The organism is Micromonospora sp. WMMC241 (genome assembly GCF_027460165.1).
Taxonomy (GTDB): Bacteria; Actinomycetota; Actinomycetes; order Mycobacteriales; family Micromonosporaceae; genus Micromonospora; species Micromonospora humi.
Map to the genome: position 1 here is coordinate 185,819 of NZ_JAPZBF010000001.1, position 18,472 is coordinate 204,290.

At 75.1% G+C, this 18,472-nt stretch carries 13 protein-coding genes; 8 read left to right on the forward strand and 5 right to left on the reverse strand.

Features of this window, described 5'->3' with window-relative positions:
* Window positions 1-8: 8 nt before the first annotated feature.
* Window positions 9-3,965, reverse strand: a complete 3,957-nt coding sequence (eccCa, locus tag O7598_RS00935; protein WP_269689576.1) for a type VII secretion protein EccCa — start codon at window positions 3,963-3,965, stop codon at window positions 9-11.
* Window positions 3,966-4,066: 101 nt separating this feature from the next.
* On the opposite strand from eccCa, the gene eccD reads away from it, so the two are divergent.
* Window positions 4,067-5,449: a type VII secretion integral membrane protein EccD gene (gene eccD / locus O7598_RS00940; protein WP_269689577.1), complete on the forward strand. Its 1,383-nt coding sequence runs from the start codon at window positions 4,067-4,069 to the stop codon at window positions 5,447-5,449.
* A gap of 51 nt (window positions 5,450-5,500) precedes the next feature.
* Here the strand turns inward: eccD and O7598_RS00945 are convergent, their stop codons facing one another.
* Complete coding sequence (locus O7598_RS00945; RefSeq protein WP_091070192.1) at window positions 5,501-6,007, reverse strand: inorganic diphosphatase; 507 nt, start codon at window positions 6,005-6,007, stop codon at window positions 5,501-5,503.
* 452 nt (window positions 6,008-6,459) lie between these two features.
* Here O7598_RS00945 and dacB point away from each other — a divergent pair, with 452 nt between their 5' ends.
* The 3 genes from dacB (at window position 6,460) to tilS (ending at window position 10,036) form a co-directional block, all read left to right on the forward strand.
* Window positions 6,460-7,872: a D-alanyl-D-alanine carboxypeptidase/D-alanyl-D-alanine endopeptidase gene (gene dacB / locus O7598_RS00950; protein ID WP_442929912.1), complete on the forward strand. Its 1,413-nt coding sequence runs from the start codon at window positions 6,460-6,462 to the stop codon at window positions 7,870-7,872.
* A 69-nt stretch (window positions 7,873-7,941) separates the two neighbouring features.
* Window positions 7,942-9,009, forward strand: a complete 1,068-nt coding sequence (locus O7598_RS00955) for a zinc-dependent metalloprotease (RefSeq protein ID WP_269689578.1) — start codon at window positions 7,942-7,944, stop codon at window positions 9,007-9,009.
* Window positions 9,010-9,091: 82 nt separating this feature from the next.
* The gene (tilS, locus tag O7598_RS00960) at window positions 9,092-10,036 is read left to right on the forward strand and encodes a tRNA lysidine(34) synthetase TilS (RefSeq protein ID WP_269694702.1); all 945 of its coding nucleotides are present in this window, start codon (window positions 9,092-9,094) and stop codon (window positions 10,034-10,036) included.
* A gap of 40 nt (window positions 10,037-10,076) precedes the next feature.
* On the opposite strand, the gene O7598_RS00965 is transcribed toward tilS, so the two are convergent.
* Complete coding sequence (locus tag O7598_RS00965; protein WP_269689579.1) at window positions 10,077-11,036, reverse strand: GlxA family transcriptional regulator; 960 nt, start codon at window positions 11,034-11,036, stop codon at window positions 10,077-10,079.
* A 150-nt stretch (window positions 11,037-11,186) separates the two neighbouring features.
* Between O7598_RS00965 and O7598_RS00970 the strand changes: the two genes are divergently transcribed.
* The 4 genes from O7598_RS00970 to folE all read left to right on the forward strand — a co-directional run bounded on the left by O7598_RS00970 (window position 11,187) and on the right by folE (window position 15,085).
* Window positions 11,187-11,324 (forward strand): hypothetical protein, encoded by a 138-nt coding sequence (locus tag O7598_RS00970; RefSeq protein WP_172967895.1) that lies wholly within the window; start codon window positions 11,187-11,189, stop codon window positions 11,322-11,324.
* A gap of 99 nt (window positions 11,325-11,423) precedes the next feature.
* Window positions 11,424-11,999 (forward strand): hypoxanthine phosphoribosyltransferase, encoded by a 576-nt coding sequence (gene hpt, locus O7598_RS00975; RefSeq protein ID WP_091070183.1) that lies wholly within the window; start codon window positions 11,424-11,426, stop codon window positions 11,997-11,999.
* Between the two features lie 378 nt (window positions 12,000-12,377).
* Entirely contained in the window at window positions 12,378-14,384 is a 2,007-nt protein-coding gene (ftsH, locus tag O7598_RS00980) for an ATP-dependent zinc metalloprotease FtsH (RefSeq protein ID WP_269689580.1), read from the forward strand.
* An 83-nt stretch (window positions 14,385-14,467) separates the two neighbouring features.
* A complete protein-coding gene (folE, locus tag O7598_RS00985; protein WP_269689581.1) occupies window positions 14,468-15,085 on the forward strand; it encodes a GTP cyclohydrolase I FolE in 618 nt (205 codons plus the stop codon).
* Window positions 15,086-15,152: 67 nt separating this feature from the next.
* Here folE and O7598_RS00990 read toward each other — a convergent pair whose 3' ends face one another.
* Together O7598_RS00990 and O7598_RS00995 are read right to left on the reverse strand one after the other, a co-directional pair.
* Entirely contained in the window at window positions 15,153-15,854 is a 702-nt protein-coding gene (locus O7598_RS00990) for a hypothetical protein (RefSeq protein WP_269689582.1), read from the reverse strand.
* A complete protein-coding gene (locus O7598_RS00995; RefSeq protein WP_269689583.1) occupies window positions 15,854-18,379 on the reverse strand; it encodes an FtsK/SpoIIIE domain-containing protein in 2,526 nt (841 codons plus the stop codon). The genes O7598_RS00990 and O7598_RS00995 overlap by 1 nt, the downstream gene beginning before the upstream one ends.
* Window positions 18,380-18,472 lie beyond the last annotated feature (93 nt).

Sequence of the window (18,472 nt, forward strand, 5' to 3'; positions counted from 1 at the left end):
TACCTGGCTCACCCGGGCGGGAGATGAGCCAACTGCACCAGACGTACGCCCTCACGGCGGGTGACCAGTCGCGCCCGGCCGGGGGGCAGCGGCCCGGCCTTCACCTGACCGACGAGCGGCCCCTCCTCCGGGCCACCCGACATCACCAGTCCGGCCGTGGACAACTCCCGCAGCCGCTGGATGATCGGCTCGTACGCGGTCCGGCCGGCACCGCCCGAGCGCCGCGCCAGCACCAGGTGCAGGCCGACGTCCCGGGCGTGCGGGAGGTGCTCCTCCAACGCGCGCAACGGGTTCGTCGGCCCGCCGGCCACCAGGTCGTAGTCGTCCACGAGCACGAACAGCTCCGGCCCGGTCCACCAGGACCGGGTCCGCAGCTCGGCCGGGGTCACCTCGGGGCCGGGCTGCCGCCCCTGCAGGTAGCCGGCCGCCGACTCGACCAGCTCGGTGGTGTGCGGCGCGGCAGTGCCGTAGCCGATCAGGTGCGGGGTCTCGATCGTGCCCATCAGGCTGCGCCGGTAGTCGACCAGGATCACCCGGGCCTGCTCCGGGGTGAACCGGCCGACGATCGAGGTGGCCAGCGCGCGCAGGAACGACGACTTGCCGCACTCGGCGTCGCCGAAGACCACGAAGTTCGGCTCGGCGGCGAAGTCCAGCACCACCGGGGACAGGTCCGCCTCGGCCACCCCCACCGGGAACGCCAGTCCGGTGGTGGCGGTCTGGTCCAGCTCGGCGTACGGCAGCACCGGCGGGAGCAGCCGCACCCGGGGCGCCACCGGGCCGGTCCACCCGCCGGCGACCGCCTTGACCAGGTCGCCGCTCTCGCCGCCCAGGGCGGCCACCCGGGACTGCGCGGTGAGGAAGTGCAGCCCGCCGGCGGTGATCCCGCGCCCCGGCCGCTCCTCCGGCACGGTCGCCGCCAGCGCGCGCTTGACCACCACCGAGTCGGACGGGTCACCGAGGCGCAACTCCAGCCGGGAGCCGAACAGGTCACGGATCGCCGGCCGGAAGTCCGACCAGCGCAGCGCGCTCGCCACCACGTGCACCCCGTACGCCAGGCCCCGGGTGGCCAGCTCGGTGACCAGCGGCTCCAGGTCCTCGTACTCGCCGCGCAGCGTGTTCCAGCCGTCGACGACCAGGAACACGTCGCCGAACGGGTCGGCCCCGGCCGCACCGCCCGCCGGCGTCGCGGCCCGCCGTCGGCGCCAGGCCGCCATCGACTCCACCCCGGCCTCGGTGAACCGCCGCTCCCGTTCGGCGAGCAGGCCGGCGACCTCGCCGACGGTACGTCGGACCGCGGTGCCGTCGGTCCGCCCGCTGACGCCGCCGACGTGCGGCAGGTCGCGCAGCGCGCCGAACGTCCCGCCGCCGAAGTCGAGGCAGTAGACCTGCACCTCGGCCGGCGTGTGGGTGAGCGCCAGCGCGCAGATCAGCGTGCGCAGCAGCCCGGACCGGCCGCTGCGGGTGGTGCCGACCACCGCCACGTGCCCGGCCGCGCCGTCCAGGGCCAGCCACAGCAGGTCCCGCCGCTGCTCGAACGGCTTGTCCACCACGGCCACCGGCACCTGCAACGCACCGTGCAGCTCGGGATTGGCCACGGTGAGCCCGCGGGCCGGGTCGACGCCCACCGGGCCGAGCAGCTCGTCGAGCGTGGGTGAGGCGTCCAGCGGGGGCAGCCACACCCGGTGCGCCGGCGGGCCCTGCCCGGCCAGCCGGTCGACCACCAGGTCGAGCAGCGTCTCGCCGCTCTCCTCCTCGACCGGGAGGGCGGCCGGCGCCGCCGGCCGGGGCACCGGCGCCAGGTGGGTGGAGAACGCGAGCACCCGCGCGGCGCCGCCGCCGGCCGAGCCCGCCGGGCCGGTGCGCCGGCGGACCGCCCCGGAGACGTACGCGGCCTTGAACCGGACCAGCGGTTCGGTGCCGGAGCGCAGGTAGCCGTGCCCCGGGCTGCGGGGCAACTCGTGCGCGTCCGGCACGCCGAGCACCGTCCGGGACTCCAGCGCCGAGAACGTGCGCAACCCGATCCGGTACGACAGGTGGGTGTCCAACCCGCGCAGCCGCCCCTCCTCAAGCCGCTGGCTGGCCAGCAGCAGGTGCACGCCGAGTGACCGGCCCAGCCGGCCGATCTGCACGAAGAGGTCGATGAAGTCGGGCTTGGCGGAGAGCAGCTCGGAGAACTCGTCGCAGATCAGCAGCAGCGACGGCAGCGGGGCGAGCGGGCTGCCGGCCGCGCGGGCCCGCTCGTAGTCGCGGACGCTCGCGAAGTTGCCCGCCCGGCGCAGCAGCTCCTGCCGGCGCATCAGCTCGCCGTTGATCGCGTCGACCATCCGGTCGACCAGGGGCAGCGCGTCGGCCAGGTTGGTGATCACGGCGGCGGTGTGCGGCAGCCGCTCGAACGGCGCGAAGGTGGCACCGCCCTTGAAGTCGACGAGCACGAAGTTGAGCTGCTCCGAGCTGTGCGTGGCGGCCAGCCCGAGCACCAGCGTGCGGAGCAGCTCCGACTTGCCCGAGCCGGTGGCGCCGATCAGCAGCCCGTGCGGGCCCATGCCGTCCAGCGCCGACTCCTTCAGGTCGAGGTCGATCGCCCCGCCGTCGGCGCCCACCCCGATCGGCACCCGCAGCCGGTCCCGGGCGGCGCGGGGCACCCAGCCCTGCTCGGCGGTGAAGCCCTCCGGGTCGCCGAGGCCGAGCAGCTCGGGCAGGCCCGGTTCGGCGCCGGCGGGCGCGTCCGGTCCGCGTACCGTGCCGGCCAGCCGTAGCGGCGCGAGCCGCCGGGCGACCGCCTCCGCGTCGGCCGGCGCCAGCGCGTCCGCGGCACCCACCTCGGCGTGCCCCTCCGACGAGTGCGAGTGCAGCCGGCCGTCGACCAGGTCGAGCAGCAGGGCGTACCGGTCGAGCAGCCGGGGCGGTGGGGTGTCCAGGTCGAGCACGGTGACCGCGTCGATGCCGCCGTCGCCGGCCAGGTCGGCCGCCCCGGTCAGGTCGCCGCCGTCGAGCACCACCACCACGTGCGGCCCGTCGGTCGCCGGGCCGTGCGGGCTGAACCGGGACCGGCTGCCGAGCACGTCACCGAGGAGCCGTTCCAGGTCGGCGGCGGAGCTGGTGACCAGCCGCACCGGGCCGAGCGCGTCGGTGCGGACCGGATGGTGGGCGTGCGGCAGCCACTTCACCCACTCCCACCGGTCCCGGCGTTCCGGCCCGGCGCAGACCGCGACCAGCAGCTCGTCCGGGGCGTGGAAGACCGCGAGCTGGGTGAGCACCGCCCGGGCCAGCGCCTGCGCGGCCGGCGAGCCGGACCCGCGCACCGCGCCGGCCGGACCGCGCACGAACACCCGGGCGAAGCTGCGCAGCGACAGCGCCACCGGCAGGTCCGGCACCACCGAGTACGCGTCCAGGAAGCGCCGCAGCGCCCCGGCGGTCATCGGCTCCAACTCCTCCAGCGGTCGGGTGACCGGGGGGACCAGCGGGGTGGCCAGCGTCTGCGGCCCGATGCCGACCCGGACCACGGCGAAGTCCGGGTCGCCGGGCCGGCGTTCCCACACCCGGTGGCTGTCGACGGTGGACCAGAGCCGCCCCGGCTCGGGGTGGCGGTAGGCCAGGCCGGCCCGTTGGGCGCCGGCGGTCTCCCGCACCCTGCGGCGCAGCGTGGCCAGGTGCCGCAGGTACTCCCGGCGGGCGGCCATCAGCTCGGACTTCTTCGGGCCGGCGTTGCCCCAGGTGGTCACCAGCATCGCCAGCGAGGAGAGCCCGAACATCCCGCCCACCACGTACGAGTAGGCGCCGCCGCCCCGGCCGAACATCATCGCCATGGCCACCGTGCCGCCGAGCATCGGCAGCACCAGCAGCGCCTGCTGCCAGCGCCCGCCGGCCGCCGCGGGGATCTCCGGTGGCGCCTCCACGGGCAGCTCGCCGACCGGGATCTCCGGGGCCGGTCGGCGCGGCGGCCGCTTGATGACGACAGTGGACACGCAGCCTCCCATGGCTCTCGGTAACCCGAGCCTGGCTCATAGTAGGTAAAGTCCTCTCGTCCGTCAGCCCACCGTTCCGGCCCGATGATGGAGATACGTCGATGACAAGCGGGCTCGCCCGGGTCACGATCAGCGCGCCCCGCCGCCGCGTCGACGTGGCCCTGCCGGAGCAGGTTCCCCTCGCCGAGCTGCTCCCGGAGGTGCTCCGGCACGCCGGGGAAGGGCTCGCCGACGACGGTGAGCGGCACGGCGGGTGGGTGCTGCGGCGCACCGACGGCGCGGTGCTGGCGACCGCCCAGGCGCTGCTGCCGCAGGGCGTCCGCGACGGCGAGGTGCTGCATCTCGTGCCGGCCCGCGCCGAGTGGCCCGAGCTGGAGTACGACGACGTGGTCGAGGCGATCGTCGACGGGGCCCGCCGCCGGGGCGCCGCCTGGTCGGCCGGGGCGACCCGGACAGCCGCGCTGGCCGGCGCCGGCGTGCCGTTGGCCGTCGGCCTGGTCGCGGTGCTCTCGGTCGGCCCCGGCGAGCGTGGCTGGCCGGTCGCCGCGGCGGTCGCCCTGATCCTGGTGCTCGCCGCCACCGCGGCCTCACGCGCCTACTCCGACGGCCCGGCCGGCGCCACCCTCGGCGGGTACGCGCTGCCCTGGGCGGCGGCGGCCGGCGCGCTCGCGGTCGCTTCGGGTGACCCGGTCGGTCCGATCCCCGGCCTGCGCTGGGTCGGCGCCCCCGAACTGCTCGTCGGCTCGGTGGCACTGCTGCTGGCGGCCGTGCTCGCCCTGCTCGGCGTGGCGCACCGCTCCCGGGTGCCGGTGGCCGGTGTGACGGTCGGCGCGGCCGGCGCGGCGACCGCCCTCGGTGCGTTGCCGCTCGACCCGGCCGGCGCGGCCGCCGTGCTGCTCGCTGTCCTGGTCTTCGCCCTCGGCGGGCTGCCGCTGCTGGCCATCCGGGTGGGCAAGCTGCCGCTGCCGCCGCTCACCCTGCCCACCCCGGCCGGCACCCGTGACCTGCCCGACCGGGGGCGGGTGCACGCGGCGGTGGCCCGGGCCGAGGAGGTGCTGACCGGGATGCTGCTCGGGCACGCGGTGCTGGCGGTGGGCGCCGCCGCGGTGCTCGTCGCCACCGGCGGGACGGCCGGGCGGCTGCTGGTCGCCGTCGGCTGCGCGGTGCTGCTGCTGCGCTCCCGGCTCTTCGTGGCGGTCCGGCACCGGGTGCCGGCGATCACCGCCGGGCTGGCCGGTTACGCAGTGCTCGGCGCCGTGCTCGCGGGCCGGGCCGGGCCGGGTGGCCGGCTCGCGCTGGTCGTCGGCGGGCTGGCGCTGGCCCTGGTGGCGGTCACCGCCGGCGCCACGTACGCCCGCCGCCCGGTCTCGCCGTACCTCGGCCGGCTGGCCGACCTGGCCGACACCGCGCTGGTGGTCGCGGTGGTTCCGGTGGCCTGCGCGGTGCTCGACCTCTACGCCCGGGCGCGTGGCCTGCTCGCCTGAACACGGCGAGGCCCGGGCCGCGTGTGCGACCCGGGCCCGGAAGTTCCGCCGTCAGTGCAGCGTCTCGCCGCGCTCCGCGGCCTCCTTGGCCCGGCGGTACGAGTTGACGATCTCCGCCTCCGCCTCGACCCGACCCACCCAGGTCGCACCCTCGACCGACTTGCCCGGCTCCAGGTCCTTGTAGACCTCGAAGAAGTGCTGGATCTCCAGCCGGTCGAACTCGCCGAGGTGGTGGATGTCGCGCAGGTGCTCCTGACGCGGGTCCTCGTAGGGCACGCAGAGGACCTTGTCGTCGCCGCCCTTCTCGTCGGTCATCCGGAACATGCCGATGGTGCGGCAGCGGATCAGGCAGCCCGGGAAGGTCGGCTCGGGCACCAGCACCAGCGCGTCCAGCGGGTCGCCGTCCTCGCCCAGGGTGCCCTCGATGAAGCCGTAGTCGGCGGGGTACTGCGTGGAGGTGAAGAGGGTGCGGTCCAGCCGGATCCGGCCGGTCGCGTGGTCCACCTCGTACTTGTTGCGGTGACCCTTGGGGATCTCAACCGTGACGTCGAAATCCATCTTCCACGCTCCCTCGTCTGCCCACGCTGGCTAACGGAACCCAGCGGTTGGCCACCCGCGCGGGAGGAACGCCCCCCGCCGGCTCCGGCCGCCGCATAGTGTTCGGACCGAAGTAGTGTCACCCAAGGTGAATTCGAGCGGGGGAGGAGGGGGCCGTGGGGAGGGAAGATTCACACTACCGCCCCGAGGGGGTTGACGGGCGGCGGTCCGTCGGATCCGGTTCCGGCTCCGCCGGTGCCGCCGGCCGGGTGTCCGTCCCCGGCGCCAACGTCACCCACCGTGGCGCCCCCGCCACCGGGTCGGCCCGGGTCGGCCGCCCCGACGACCGGGCGCACCCCGGCAACTGGCCGGCACCGATCCCGGTGAGCCCGCCCGTCCCGCCGGTCGGGACGGCCCCGCCGCCGCCCTCCGCGCCGCCCGCCGGCCCGCGCCGCCGGGGCCGGCTGGTCGCGGTGCTCGCCACGGTGCTGGTGCTGGTCCTCGCCACGGCCGGGCTGGCCGTGCTCCGACCCGGCCCGGTCGCCGGCTGGCTGGGCAGCGAGGCCACCCCGTCCGGCGCGACCGCCGCGTCGCCCGAGCCCGACCCGCAGGCGGTGCTCGCCGGCCCGGACGCCAACGCGCCGCTGCCCACCGGCGCCGGCATCCGCGCCGCACTGGATCCGCTGGTGCGCGCTCCCGCGCTCGGCGACCGGGTGAACGTGTCGGTGGCGGACGTGACCACCGGCCAGGCGCTCTACGGCAGCGGGCCGGACACGCCGACCGTGCCCGCCTCGGTGACCAAGCTGGCCACCGGCGTCGCGGTGCTCTCCGCGCGCGGCCCGGCCTACCGGATCCCCACCCGGGCGGTGGCCGGCGCCAACCCGGGCGAGGTGGTCCTGGTCGGCGGCGGTGACCCCACCCTCGCGGTGGACCGGAAGAACGCCTTCTACCCGGGCGCGGCCCGGCTGGACGACCTCGCCGCCCAGGTGCGCGCCGCGCTCGGCGGCACCGCCCCGACGAAGGTGATCGTCGACTCGTCGCTGTTCAGCGGCCCGGTGTTCGAGCCCGGGTGGGACGCGGACATCCCCACCGGCGGGTTCGGCGCGGCGATCACCGCACTGATGACCGACGGCGCCCGCAAGGACCCGGCGCAGGCCCGGCGCACGGCCGAGGAGACCAACCACGCCGCGGACCGGGTCCCCCAGCCGGACCTGACCGCCGGCCGGCAGTTCGCGAAGCTGCTCGGGCTGAGTGGGAGCGCCGCCCAGGTGACGCGCGGGACCGCACCGGCGGCCGGGGCGGCGGGTGCGCCCGGCGCCGAGCTGGGCACCGTCGAGTCGCTGCCGGTGATCCGGCTGGTCGACATCATGATCAGCGACAGTGACAACGTGATCGCCGAGGCGATGGCCCGCCAGGTGGCGCTGGCCAAGGGCAAGCCGGGCTCCTTCGCCGGCGGCGCGGCCGCCACCGACGAGGTGCTCGGCGGGCTGGGGTTGCCGGCCGGCGAGATCAGCCTGGCCGACGGCAGCGGGCTGTCCCGCACCAACCGGATCAGCCCGTCGCTGCTCACCGACCTGATCACGCTCGCCGGGAACGGGAGCCACCCCGAGCTGGCCGCGATCTTCGGCGGCCTGCCGGTGGGCGGATGGTCCGGCACGCTCGACGAGCGTTACCGGGCGGCCACCACCCGGACGGGCGCCGGCGTGGTGCGCGCCAAGACCGGCACGCTGAGCGGGGTGAACGCCATCGCCGGCACGGTGACCACCGCCGACGGCCGGCTGCTCACCTTCGCGGTCCTGACCGACCGGACGCAGGGTTCGCTCGACGAGACCCGGCAGGCGCTCGACCGGATCACCTCCGCGCTGGCCGGCTGCGGCTGCCGCTGACCACCGACCGGCGTCGATCGGCCGGCGCGAGCCCGGGTGGGGGTGTCGCGGCGCGGGTACGGTGGGTTCATGGCGCAGTTCGTGGACTGGGATCTGGCCGCCGCCACCGCGGGGGCGCTGAGCAAGTCGGGCCCTCGGGTGTCGTACACCGAGGCCACCGACGTGGTCGGCGACCTGCGCCGGCTGACCGAGGAGGCCGCCGGTCACGTGGCCGACTACACCGGACTGCGGGCCCAGGTGGCCCACCCGCCGGTGCGCGTGGTCGACCGCCGCGACTGGGCGGCGGCAAACATCGCCGGGCTGCGCGAGGTGGTCACCCCGCTGGTCGAGCGGCTCTCCGGTGACAAGCGGCCGGGCGCGTTCACCGAGGCGATCGGCTCCCGGCTCACCGGTGTGCAGGCCGGCACCGTGCTGGCCTACCTGTCCGGCCGGGTGCTCGGCCAGTACGAGGTCTTCGCCGGCGACCCCGGCCAACTGCTGCTGGTGGCCCCGAACATCGTCGAGGTCGAGCGGAAGCTCGGCGCCGACCCGCGTGACTTCCGGCTGTGGGTGTGCCTGCACGAGGTCACCCACCGCACCCAGTTCACCGCCGTGCCGTGGATGCGCGCCTACTTCCTCGGCGAGGTCCAGGCGTTCGTGGACGCCTCGCAGGGCGGTGAGCACCTGTTGGAGCGCCTGCGCCGCGGGGTGGCCACGCTCTCCGACGCGGTGAAGGACCCGGACAGCCGTTCCAGCGTGCTCGACATCGTGCAGACCCCGGCGCAGCGCGCCGTGCTGGACCGGCTGACCGCGCTGATGACGCTGCTGGAGGGGCACGCCGAGTTCGTGATGGACGGCGTCGGCCCGGCGGTCATCCCCAGCGTCGAGTCGATCCGGGCGGCGTTCAACCGCCGTCGCGAGTCCGGCAACCCGCTGGAGAAGGCGATCCGGCGGCTGCTCGGTGTCGAGGTCAAGATGCGCCAGTACGCCGAGGGGCGCAAGTTCGTGCACGGCGTGGTGGAGCGGGTCGGCATGGCCGGCTTCAACAAGATCTTCTCGTCCCCGCTCACCCTGCCCCGGCTCGACGAGCTGGGCGACCCGGAGGCCTGGGTGTCCCGGGTGCACGGGCCGGCCGGTGCCACCCCGACCGCCGGCTGAACCGGTCGCGCCGGCCGGGCGGTCGGCGAGCACGCCGTCGCCGGCGCCGGCGGTCGCCGCCGTGCGGCTCGCCGTACGCCGGATGCTGACCGGGCTGCCCGGGACCGGGCCCGTGCTGGTGGCCTGCTCGGGCGGCCCCGATTCGCTGGCCCTGGCCGCGGCGGCCGTGTTCGTGGCACCGCGGCTCGGCCGTCCGGTCGGCCTGGTGACCGTCGACCACGGCCTGCAGCCGGGTTCCGCCGACCGGGCCGACGCGGTCGCCGGCTGGGCGCGTACGGCCGGGTTCGACCCGGTCGAGGTGGTCGCGGTACGGGTGGCCGGCCGGCCCGGGGGCCCGGAGGCGGCCGCCCGGACAGCCCGCTACGAGGCGTTGGTCGCTGCCGCCGGGCGCCATGACGCGGCCGGGGTGCTGCTCGGGCACACCCGGGACGACCAGGCGGAGACGGTCCTTCTCGCGCTGGCGCGCGGTTCCGGCCCGCGCGGGTTGTCCGGGATGCCGGAGCGGCGGGAGCTGGACGGGGTCCCGCTGCTGCGCCCGCTGCTCGACGTGGCGCGGTGCGACACCCGGGCGGCCTGCGCCGCGCTCGGCCTGGCGGCGTGGACCGATCCGCACAACACCGACCCGGCGTACGCCCGGGCCCGGGTCCGGGCCGAGGCGCTGCCGGCGCTTGTCGACGCGCTCGGGCCGGGCGTGGTGGCGAACCTGGCCCGGACCGCCCGCCTGCTCGCGGACGACGTGGCGGCGTTGGACGCGCTGTCCGCCGCCGCCCTCGACGACGTCCGGGACGCCGGCGGTGGGCTCTCGGTGGCCGCGCTGGCCGCGTTGCCGGCGGCGGTCCGTTCCCGGGTGCTGCACGCCTGGGCGCGGGAGTTGGGCGCCGCGCCGGCCGACCTGTCACACCGACACGTGGCGGCGCTCGACGCCCTGGTCACCGACTGGCGCGGGCAGGGCCCGGCGCACCTGCCCGGCGGTCTGCCGGTGCGCCGCCACGCCGGCCGCCTGGTGCAAGGCGGGGCCCCCGCTTAACGCCTCCGGTAGAGGCGGGGGCCCCGCTCAACGCTGCCGGTCAGGCGTCGACGCGCTCGCGGAACGTGGTCCGGTAGGCCTGCGGTGTGGTGCCGACCCGGCGGGTGAAGTGGTGCCGCAGCGTCGCCGCGTCGCCGAAGCCGGCCCGCTCCGCGACGTTCTCCACGCTGAGCGTGGTGTCCTCCAGCAGCCGGCGGGCCAGCAGCACCCGCTGGTTGGTCAGCCAGTCGTGCGGCGTGGTGCCGGTCTCGGCGCGGAACCGGCGGGCGAAGGTGCGCGGGGCCATGCCGGCCCGGGCGGCCAGCTCGTCCACGGTCACGGTGCGGTCCAGGTGACCCATCAGCCATTCCAGCACCGGTTCCAGGGTGGGGGCCTCCGGCGCCTTCGGGATGGGCGCCTCGACGTACTGGGCCTGGCCGCCGTCGCGGTGCGGCGGGACCACCATCCGCCGGGCCAGCCGGGTGGCCACGGCCGAGCCGTGCTCCTGGCGGACCAGGTGCAGGCAGGCGTCGATCCCGGCGGCGGTGCCGGCGCTGGTCAGCAGCCGGCCGTCCTGCACGTAGAGCGAGTTGCACCGGACCCGGGCCGTCGGGAACTGCTCCTGGAGCTCGTCGACGTGTCGCCAGTGGGTGGTGCAGTCACGCCCGTCGAGCAGCCCGGCCCGGCCCAGCACGAACGCGCCGGAGCAGACGCTGAGCAGCCAGGCGCCCCGGTCGCCGGCGCGGCGCAGCGCGGCCAGCACGGGCTCGGGCACGGCGGTGTCGCCCGGGTGCGCCGGCACCGCCACCAGGTCGGCGTCGTCGACCGGGGTGAGGTCGGCGGTCGGGGTGAGCAGGAAGCCGGATCGGCTGCGTACCGGGCCGCCGTCGGCGGTGCAGACGTCGAACCGGTAGCCGGGGAACCCGTCGACGGTGCGGTCGGTGCCGAAGACCTCCGCGAGTACCCCGAGTTCGAACGCGGCGACGTCGTCGAGGGCGATGACGGCGACGGAGCGAAGCATGTGACGAGGGTAACCCGGGCAGTGGCAGGAAATCGATGCCCGCTGGCATTTCTGCCACTGTCCGCACCGGACGGCGGGCCGCAGACTTGGTGGTGTCCGGTGCGCACCGGCGGCGAAAACAGTCTCAACCATGTGAAAGCGAGCGCCGCCATGACCGTTCTGCTGCTCCTGCTCTTCCTGCTCCTGCTCGTCGGGGCCAGCGCCCTCGGGCTCACCGCCGACACCCGTGACTCGGCCGACTGGAAGCCGACCGACGACGGGCGGCGCTGGCGCTCCCGCACCTGCTGAGGTGATTTGTTTCGTTCGCGCCGAAAATCCCCGGCGGGACCGCGCCAAAAGGGGCGGCCCCGCCGACGGAGGCCATCCGGCGTACGGCAGGCTAGGAGCATGGCTGACGGCTCCTGGTACGACGCCGACATCGACCACGTGATCATCTCCGAGGCGCAGATCCGCGAGAAGACGGCGGAGCTGGCCAAGCAGGTCTCGGCGGACTACGCGCACGTCGAGGACGGTCTCCTGCTCGTCTGCGTGCTCAAGGGCGCGGTCATGTTCATGGCCGACTTCGCCCGCGCGCTGGGTCGCCAGGGCCCGCCCGCCGAGCTGGAGTTCATGGCCGTCTCCTCGTACGGCCAGGGCACCACCTCGTCCGGCGTGGTGCGCATCCTCAAGGACCTGGACCGCGACATCGCCGGCCGGCACGTGGTGGTCGTCGAGGACATCGTCGACTCCGGCCTGACCCTCTCCTGGCTGCTGCGCTACCTCGAGTCGCGCTCCGCGGCCAGCGTCGAGGTGGTCGCCCTGTTCCGCAAGCCGGACGCGGTCAAGGTGCAGGTCCCGGTGAAGTACGTCGGCTTCGACATCCCCACCGAGTTCGTCGTCGGCTACGGCCTCGACTTCGGCGAGCGCTACCGCGAGCTGCCCTACGTCGGGGTGCTGAAGCCCGAGGTCTACGCGCGGGCCTGAGCGCCGGCGGGCCGCTCGTCAGCGGACGTTCAGCGGGCTCTCAGTCTTTCGGTCTACGGTAGGGGCCGGTGACGTGGAGGCACCCTCCACGCCCGACCCCTCGAGCCGCAAGACCGTGCGGCATGGGTGGGTCGGGTGCGGAGCTCCCCGCCACGCCGGCTCAAACCCTGGTTCGCCCTACGCGTAAGTGCCGGGCTCACAAGCTCACACCTCGCTCGTACGGTGTACCGTCGAATGACCGTGGTGCGGCAGTTCGCGCGCTGCGGGGGTCGGGCCGGCCCGCACGGCGGCTCCGGCCGCCGCCCGAGGCGGCGACACCATTCAGACGGTCAGGACGTCGATCAGGAGGATGCGGGCGCCTCGGTGCCCGACGACAGCATGGAACGTACGCGTTTCTTCCGCCGACCGGTGGTCTGGATCATCCTGGTCATCCTCGGCGCCGTTGTGCTCAGTCAACTGTTCACCGCTGGTCCCAGCTACCACCGGGTGGACACATCCGTTGCGCTCGACCAGCTCAATAAGGGTGGCATCGAGAAGGTCGTCTTCCAGGACAAGGAGCAGACGCTCCAGCTCGACCTGAAGGACAAGGCCAAGTTCGACGACACCACCACCGACAAGATCGAGGCGCAGTTCCCGTACGAGGTCGGCGGCCAGGTCTGGAACCAGGTCCGCGAGGCCGAGGCGGCGGACCGGATCACCGGTGCGGTCGACACCAAGGTGTCGTCGGACAGCATCTGGGTCAGCCTGCTGGTGAACCTCCTGCCCATCGCGCTGCTGGTGCTCCTGCTGCTGTTCTTCATGTCGCAGATGCAGGGCGGCGGCTCCCGGGTGCTCAACTTCGGCAAGTCCAAGGCGAAGATGATCACCAAGGACACGCCGAAGACCACCTTCGCGGACGTGGCCGGGGCGGAAGAGGCCGTCGAGGAACTGCACGAGATCAAGGACTTCCTGCAGAACCCGGCGAAATACCAGGCCCTGGGCGCCAAGATCCCGAAGGGTGTGCTGCTCTTCGGCCCGCCCGGAACCGGTAAGACGCTGCTCGCCCGGGCCGTGGCCGGCGAGGCCGGGGTGCCGTTCTACTCGATCTCCGGCTCCGACTTCGTCGAGATGTTCGTCGGTGTCGGCGCCAGCCGGGTCCGTGACCTGTTCGAGCAGGCCAAGTCGAACGCCCCGGCGATCGTCTTCGTCGACGAGATCGACGCGGTCGGCCGGCACCGTGGCGCCGGCATGGGCGGCGGCCACGACGAGCGGGAGCAGACCCTCAACCAGCTCCTGGTCGAGATGGACGGCTTCGACACCAAGGGCGGCGTCATCCTGATCGCCGCCACCAACCGGCCGGACATCCTCGACCCGGCGCTGCTGCGCCCGGGCCGGTTCGACAGGCAGATCCCGGTCGACGCCCCCGACATGGAGGGCCGCAAGGCCATCCTGCGGGTGCACGCCAAGGGCAAGCCGTTCACGCCCGACGTCGACCTCGACGCCGTCGCCCGGCGTACCCCGGGCTTCTCCGGCGCCGACCTGGCCAACGTGATCAACGAGTCCGCGCTGCTCACCGCGCGTAAGGAGCAGCGGGCGATCACCAACGACTCGCTCGAGGAGTCGATCGACCGGGTGATCGCCGGTCCGCAGCGCCGCACCCGGGTGATGAGCGACCAGGAAAAGAAGATCACCGCCTACCACGAGGGTGGGCACGCGCTGGTCGCCTGGGCGCTGCCGCACGCCGCGCCGGTGCACAAGGTGACGATCCTGTCCCGCGGCCGGTCGCTGGGTCACACGCTGGTCCTCCCCACCGAGGACAAGTACACCCAGACCCGGGCCGAGATGATCGACACCCTGGCGTACGCGCTGGGCGGCCGGGCGGCCGAGGAACTGGTGTTCCACGAGCCGACCACCGGTGCCGGCAACGACATCGAGAAGGCCACCCAACTGGCCCGCGCGATGATCACCCAGTACGGCATGAGCTCCAAGCTCGGTGCGATCAAGTACGGCACCAGCGGCGACGAGCCGTTCCTCGGCCGCAACATGGGCCACGAGCGGGACTACTCCGACTCGGTGGCCGCCGAGATCGACAGCGAGATGCGCGCGCTGATCGAACTGGCCCACGACGAGGCCTGGGAGATCCTGGTGGAATACCGGGACGTGCTGGACAACATGGTCCTGGAGTTGATGGAGAAGGAGACCCTCTCCACCGCCGACATGGCCCGGATCGCCGCCCGGGTGGTCAAGCGCCCGCCGATGGCCCCCTACCACGGCTTCGGCAAGCGCCTGCCCTCCACCGAGCCGCCGGTGCTCACCCCGGCCGAGAAGGACGCGCTGCAGAAGCAGGCCACGGCCGACGGCATCTCGGTCGGCGGATCCAGCAACAACTCGGACGGTACGCACTGAGCAGCGACCCGACGGCCGGCTCCCCTCACCGGGAGCCGGCCGTTTCCGCGACCGAGCCCGACGGGGACGACGCGCTCGACTACGTGGCCGCGCGCCTGATCAGCGGCAAGCTGACCGGTGGCCCGGTCGAGGAGAGCGTCGACCTGCCCCGGATCGAGAAGGCCGTCCGGGAGATCCTCATCGCGGTCGGCGAGGACCCCGACCGCGACGGCCTCCAGCAGACCCCGGCCCGGGTCGCCCGCGCATACGCCGAACTCTTCGCCGGCCTGCGCGTCGACCCCGCGCAGGTGCTCCGCACCACCTTCGAGGCCAACCACGAGGAACTGGTGCTCGTCCGGGACATCGACGTGATGAGCCTCTGCGAGCACCACCTGCTGCCGTTCCGGGGCAGCGCGCACATCGGCTACATTCCCGGGCCGGACGGCCGGATCACCGGCCTGTCCAAGCTGGCCCGGCTGGTCGAGGTGTTCGCCCGCCGGCCCCAGGTGCAGGAACGGCTCACCTCGCAGATCGCCGACCTGCTGATGTCCAGCCTCGCCCCGCGCGGCGTGATCGTGGTGCTCGAGTGCGAGCACATGTGCATGGCCATGCGGGGCATCCAGAAGTCCGGCGCGAAGACCATCACCTCCGCGGTCCGCGGCGGCCTGCAGAACGACGCCAAGTCGCGCGCCGAGGCGATGGCCCTGATCATGCACCGCTGACCCGACGACTCCCACGGCCGCGCGCTCCCGGAAACGGGAGGCGCGGCCGTCGCCCTCTCCGGACGCGTCAGCCCGGGAGCATGGCCAGCAGCAGCCCGGCGGCCGTGAGCACCGCCGGGACCAGGCAGACCAGGGCGCCGAACCGGGGCGTCCGGTCCACCCGGTCGGTCGGACGCGGGCGGAAGACCCGCCCCACCGCGAGCCAGCCCAGCATGAACGAGACCGCCGGCAGCGGCAGCCCCACCAGCAGCGCCAGCACGGTCACCGGCCCCGGGCCGGCCACCGCGTGGAGGACGAGCTGAAGCAGTGGCACCACCAACGCCACCGGCCCGTACACCAGCAGGTTGCGCGGCCGGGACGGCCAGCGGGCCAGGCGGGGCAGGCCCCGCGCGGACAGCGTGTCGTCCGCCGCGTCCGCCCAGCCGCCGGCCGAGCGCAGCGCCGCCAGCACGGCGGACGGCCCACCCGCCATCGACCGGGCCGCCTCGGTCACCTCCGGCGGCGTCGGCACCAGGGAGATCGCCGGCACCCCCAGATCGCGCAGCCGCGACTGCTGGGACGCCAACCGTTCGCGTACCCCGGTCAGCTCCTCGCGGGCCGCCGCCACCGACCGGGCCTGCTCCCCGGCGGCGGTCGCCGCCGACCGGCGTACCCCGTCGAGCTGCCGCGCGGCCGCGACATATTCCGCCCAGGCCGACTCGGCGGGGTCCACCACCACGGTCGGGTCACCCACCCGGGGCCCCGGCACCGCCGTCGGAGTCTCGGTCATCAGGCCGCCTCCCCGGAGCCGAACGGCACGAAGACCGTCCCCTGCTCCTCCGGACCGTCCCAGAGCGCCGCGCGGCCCGGGCGCGGCTCCCACCACACCGGACGGTCGAAGAGTCGCTCCAGCCGGCCACCCGGCACGTCGGTGACCGCCACGGCGGTGAGCTTGTCCACCGCGCCGTCCGGGCCGAGCAGCCCGGCCAGTGGCGCCGGCGTGCGCCACCAGCCGAGCAGGTGCCGGCCGGCCGGCGGCCCCTCCAGCAGCAGCGAGCGCAGCAACTCCGGCGGCAGCTCGGTGGCGTCCGGCACGTCCGACCCGAACACCACCAGGTAACCCGGCTCTCCCGACTCGATGGCCGCCCGCAGCCCGGCCGCGTCGACCGTCTCCACCCGGTGCCGCCCGGCAAGCTCGGCGGCGAGCACACCGGCCGGCTCGGCCGACCCGTTCGCCAGCGGTGCCAGCACGAACCGCCCCGGCTCCGGCTGCGCCGCCGCCGCGCTGCGCACCGCGGTGACCAGCAGCCGCTCCGCCTCCTCGTCGCGGCCCAGCACGGCCAGGTTCCGCCCGGCCCCCGGCCCGAGCGGCACCGCCACCGTGCTGCGCCGGACGTCCACCGCGCGGCCCAGCAGCGCGGCCGGCGCGTGGACCCGACCGGCCAGCGCGGCCCGGTGCCGCGGATCGTTGGCGAGCAGCGGGCGGGCGTAACCGGCGAACACCACCGGCGGGACGGACCCCTCCGGCCGCACCGACCAGAGCCGCCGCCGCAGCTCGGTGAGAACCTCCGGATCCCCGTACGGGTCCGGGAAGCGGATCATCCGCTCGTGACCCCGGGTCGCGCCGCGCGGGCCGCCCAGCCCACCGGCCGTGTTGACCACCGCGCTGCCCACCGGCAGGCCGGCCGCCGAGTCGTTCGCCGGCTCCAGCACCGCCGAGCCGCCGGGAAGCGCCACCCGCACCGGGAACTGCCCGAGCAGCGGATCACGCGGGCCGCCGATGCCCAGGTCACCCTCGCCGGCCAGGACCAGATGGATCCCGTACGAGCGGGCGGCGCGGGCCAGCGCGTCCAGCCGGGCCAGCAGGTCGGTGGCGAGCCGGTCCCGCTCGCGCAGCACCAGCGGGAAGTTGTCGATCACGCAGACGATCCGGGGCAGCGACTGATGCTGGCGCAGCTCGGCGTACCGCTGCCCGCCGGCCCGCCGGGACGCCTCCTCGCGGCGGCGCACCTCCGCCTCCAGCTCGCCGAAGAGGTCCGCGACGTACTCCCGGTCGGCGGCCACCCCGGCGGCGCGCACCTGGGGCACCCAGGACCGGTCCCGCTCGGTCTGCAGGAACTCCACGAAGGACTCGCCGTCGCCGAGATCGGTCAGGTAGAGCGCCAGCTCGTCCGGGCCGTACCGGGCGGCCAGCCCGAACAACGCGTCGGTGAGGAACGCCGACCGCCCCGCCTGCGACCGGCCGCTCACCAGCCAGTGCGGGGTCAGCTCGGTGAAGCCGAGACTCACCGGTCGCCCGGCCGCGTCACCCACCGTGGTGCTGAGCCCGTCGACCGAGCCGACCGTCCACAGCCCGTCCGACGGCAGCAGGTCGGCCAGGGCCAGCCGGGAACCGTCCTCGATCTGTCGGGCCAGCCGCCGGCACACCTCGGTCACCAGCTCGGCCGGCGGATCCTCGTCCACGAACACCGGCGAGTTCAACCCGCCCGGCGACTCGGCGCCCGGACTGCTGAACCCGGCCGCGGGCGGATCACCGACCAGCGCGTACGCGGTGCGCACCGCGAGCGGGGTGGCCCGGGGCAGCGCACCGCCGACGGGCCAGCCGGCGGCCACCAGGTGCAGCCCGGCACGTGGCCCCCGATCGGCCAGCTCGGCGAGCCGCTCCAGGTCGGCCGGGGTCGCGTCGTCCGGCAGGGACGCCACCACGAGCAGCAGCGTGCGGTCGTGACCGCGCTGCCGGGCGGTGCCCGCGGCCACCCACTGTTCCGCCTCGGCCAGCACCGCGTGCCACCCGGCGAGGTCGGTGGCCGGCGGCGGCAGCAGGCCCGCGTCGGCGAGCGCCGCGAAGCCGGCGAACGTGTCCCCGGGGCCGCCGTCGACCACCCGGGCCAGCAACGCGCCGGCCGGCGTCGCCGCGAACAGGCGCAGCAGCAGCGCTCGGAGCAGCCCCGCCACCCGCGGATCCGTGGCGTCGACGTCGATGCTCAGGTGGCCGCTGCCGAACAGCGGCACCAGCGCGGGGAACCGGGCGTCGTCCAGCGGCGCGGCGGCGCCGACCCGGACACAGGCCGGCGGGCCGTCGCCCGGCGGTGTGGCCGACGTCAACGTCTCCAGCGGCGCGCCGGCCCAACCGGGCGCCACCTGCTCGGCCGCCGCCCGTAGGCGCTCGGCCAACTCGTACTGCCGCTGGTGGTCCGCCGGCGCGGGCCGGATCTCGTCGAGGATGCCGGCCGCCGCCGTCGCCGCGGCCTCGGCCCTACGGTGCAGCGCGGCGGCCCGGCCGGCGCGTGCCTTCGGAGTCGCCACCGCGTCCACCTCTCTTCCCGAGGCCGACATCTTCCCCCCGAGCTGTGACGGTAACCCAGCCGGCAGTCGACCACCGGGATGTCGGTCGGCGCGGTGAGCTGC